Annotated in this window: 5 protein-coding genes; 1 reads left to right on the plus strand and 4 read right to left on the minus strand. The window is 39.2% G+C overall.

All coding sequences use genetic code 11. The features are described 5' to 3' along the window. Nucleotides 1–227: 227 nt before the first annotated feature. The 4 genes from tnpB to CUS_RS05385 form a co-directional block, all read right to left on the minus strand. Nucleotides 228–584, minus strand: coding sequence for an IS66 family insertion sequence element accessory protein TnpB (tnpB, locus tag CUS_RS05370; RefSeq protein WP_002848143.1), 357 nt, complete (start codon nt 582–584; stop codon nt 228–230). Beyond that, nucleotides 581–907, minus strand: a complete 327-nt coding sequence (gene tnpA / locus CUS_RS05375) for an IS66 family insertion sequence element accessory protein TnpA (protein ID WP_002848140.1) — start codon at nt 905–907, stop codon at nt 581–583. The genes tnpB and tnpA overlap by 4 nt, the downstream gene beginning before the upstream one ends. A gap of 164 nt (nt 908–1,071) precedes the next feature. Further along, nucleotides 1,072–1,872 (minus strand): hypothetical protein, encoded by an 801-nt coding sequence (locus CUS_RS05380; protein ID WP_037276683.1) that lies wholly within the window; start codon nt 1,870–1,872, stop codon nt 1,072–1,074. Nucleotides 1,873–2,173: 301 nt separating this feature from the next. Next, the gene (locus CUS_RS05385) at nt 2,174–2,617 is read right to left on the minus strand and encodes a GNAT family N-acetyltransferase (RefSeq protein WP_037276685.1); all 444 of its coding nucleotides are present in this window, start codon (nt 2,615–2,617) and stop codon (nt 2,174–2,176) included. 124 nt (nt 2,618–2,741) lie between these two features. Between CUS_RS05385 and CUS_RS05390 the strand changes: the two genes are divergently transcribed. Continuing rightward, nucleotides 2,742–3,023, plus strand: a 282-nt coding sequence (locus CUS_RS05390) for a recombinase family protein (RefSeq protein ID WP_002848142.1), incomplete at its 3' end; no start/stop codon positions are given.

A 3,023-nucleotide genomic window follows, 5' to 3' on the forward strand; every position in this document is an offset into this window, starting at 1 on the left:
CTTATTTATCATATTGTTTCCATCCTAACAATTAAAGCTTAAATTGCTGTGAGTTGTTGATTTATGATATTCATACTTAACAGATATACTATTATTGTACCCATCTCCGAAACACAAAGATCCACTGAATATATTTTACCACAAAAAGCCCGAAAAGTCCAGCAAAACCGTACCTTTCGGGCATAGAAATATTGTCAACAATGATGTGCATTTTTTATGTTGGATCTTCAGCATATCGAGCCTTTTTTTGCTGGTTTTATCGCAGTTTTCTGTTCAATCGACAGCCCCTCAAGCAGCCAGCGGAATTCCTGCTTGGTTATCTGTTTTGCTTCGACACGATCACGAGGCCATTTGTACTTTCCGTTTTCGAGCCTTTTGTATAGCAGAACAAATCCATCTTCTTCCCAAAGCAGAGCCTTGATGCGATCACAGCGTTTTCCGCAGAAAAGAAACAGACTGCCTGAAAATACATCAAGTTTGAAATTCTGCTGAACAATTGCTGCAAGTCCATCTATTGCTTTACACATATCTGTATATCCGCACACGATGTAGATATTCTCAGCGCGGCTGACATCTCCGATCATCGCAAAACTCCCAGCAGACGTTTCAGCGTAGTTTCGTTAAAATCATCTTGCAGAAATATTTTTACATCACCTACGGATATTTCTATTTTCTCTGCTGTAATTTCTATATCTGCGGTCGGCTCAACAGGCACGATATCATGCTGTTCGATCTCATTACATACCGCCTGACGCACTCGTTTCAGCCTGTAATAATATGTCTTGAGATTGATTCCGTTATGCTTGCACCATTCAGTTACAGTAAGTCCACTTTCGTTCCGCTGCTGTATCATTTCAACCCATTGTTTCAGCTTAACTTCGTTTTTGATCGTCGTTATCTCATTCATTCTAATCAACTCCGGTTAGACTTTATTAGTTATTTCTATTTTAGTCTATTTGAAGTTCGTTGGGTAGGGTGGGGGATTTTGGGGAGGGTACCACATACCTGCACAATAATACACAAGTACGCGTTTTGGTGTTGAGTGCGGATGACAATGCTGTAAGAATATTTTCAGAACTTTATAGAAATGCCGCTTTTGTCGATATCTTTGTAGAATGCTTCCTGATCAATAAATCGTTCAAAAGCTCTCTCATCGATTTTCACAGTAACACATCTTCCTTTATATTTATCATTAAATACAAACAACACGCCTTTTTCAGCATCAAGCTCAAATTTCAGGTTGCCATGCATAAGAGAATTTCGTATTTTAGCTAGAATGAATCGTTTATTTTTATTGTCAGTGATATTATTTTCTTGAGCATATGCCTCCACATCTGCATTTTCAAACATAAATCCTGAAATGTCAACCTTAGCGTAGTCGATCGGAACATATTTAAGATCATGTGTCATGATTTTATGGAACTCAGCTATATCTTCCGGCAGACTCTTTTCCATTCTGAAAGACAAATTCATAGCTTTGAGCATCAAAAATCCCAGTCTGAACGCAACAACTGCATTCGTATCTTCATTTAGTTCATTTAGTTGGAGTGCCATCATCTTTATGAATTCCTCTTTTTCATCGTCTTCAAGATTCTTTTCATGAGAACGAAGTGTAATTATGACATCATTCAACATCATGATATGAATAAGAAAATTAGATAATTCTGTTTCAGGGTCAAGTATAGCTTTTAATCCATAGGTATATTCATCAAACGTTTTAAGATTAAATTCATTTTTAAGTATTCCAAACGGATCAAAGCTGAAAATATCTTCCAATGGAGTCTGTTCTATAGTAAAAAACTGCCTGTTATTGTCTACATATTCAATCAGCTTATCCTCACCTTCTGAAAATTTCTTTCCCAGTTCACGCATGGGGTGATCGTTTCCCCGACAGTAAGATACTCAAACTCAGCAAGCTGAAAGCGGAGCTTGAAAATACCCGTAAGGAATATGCTGAACTAAGTGCGGAGCGTAAAGCCCTGAAGAAAGAAGCGGACAGGCTTTCAAGGCTGGCACAGCAGAAACGCAGTGCTCAGAAAACCATTGACCGCTACTTGCAAAACGAACAGGCTGCCAAGAGAAAAAAGGGGCAGCTTGAATAAAAAAATACGGCAGGGAGTATCCCTACCGCAGTGATGTGTATAGTTGCTAAGATAGATCAGAATTCGACTGTCTACAGACCAATATGAAACAGTTGATCTTTTGTTCCATATATCGTATGAAAATCACCGATCTTTTTAAACCCATATTTTTCATATAAGCCTTGTTCTCCACTCATGATGTAAACAGTCCGAAATCCAATGGATTTTGCATAGGATAAGATATGCTGAATCATCTTTTCCGATATTCGCTTGCCACGATGCCGTTCGTCAACAAAAACAAAACCAATAAACGGTGAATAATCATATTCTTCCGACAATTCATCTTTTTCAGAAAGTGTACAATAGCCGATTATGGTTTCATCTTCAACGGCAACAACTATGCGCTCCCAATCATTAAAAGCATTCACCCTCATACGCTCTGCAAGATAAGATCCTGCTTTCCATGAGCAGGACTGAGCAAACAAAATCGTCTTATCCCATAGGATATGTCCTTTTTGCATCATCTGAATTTCCAATAATGAATCCTCCCACGAATTCCGATTTTCACGGGTAAGCCGAGTGCCTGCCCTTATCTGTAATTATACATCATCACCGCCAATAAGTCAACCATAAATCAACAAAAGAAAGGAAACAACAACTATGAGCAAAATAGGTTATATCCGTGTTTCCACAGAACATCAGGAGACAGCAAGACAGCAGGAGATCATGTGCGGTTATCAGGTTGACCGCATCTTCTCCGAGAAGATTTCGGTGAGCACGCAAAATGCTTCGCAATTTGCTAAAGACCGACCACAGCTTAAAGCTATGCTGGACTATGTGCGTGAGGGCGATACCCTCTATATTGAGAGTATCAGCCGTCTGGGACGCTCCACAAAGGACTTGCTGAACATCATTGACACTCTCACCGACAATGGCGTTACG

This window comes from Hominimerdicola alba 8 (assembly GCF_000178155.2).
Lineage (GTDB): Bacteria > Bacillota > Clostridia > Oscillospirales > Ruminococcaceae > Hominimerdicola > Hominimerdicola alba_C.

Bases quoted from the DNA above. Each gene is read 5' to 3' on its own strand.
- tnpB (WP_002848143.1), bottom strand. From the start codon at position 584: ATGATCGGAGATGTCAGCCGCGCTGAGAATATCTACATCGTGTGCGGA.
- tnpA (WP_002848140.1), bottom strand. From the start codon at position 907: ATGAATGAGATAACGACGATCAAAAACGAAGTTAAGCTGAAACAATGG.
- CUS_RS05380 (WP_037276683.1), bottom strand. From the start codon at position 1,872: ATGCGTGAACTGGGAAAGAAATTTTCAGAAGGTGAGGATAAGCTGATT.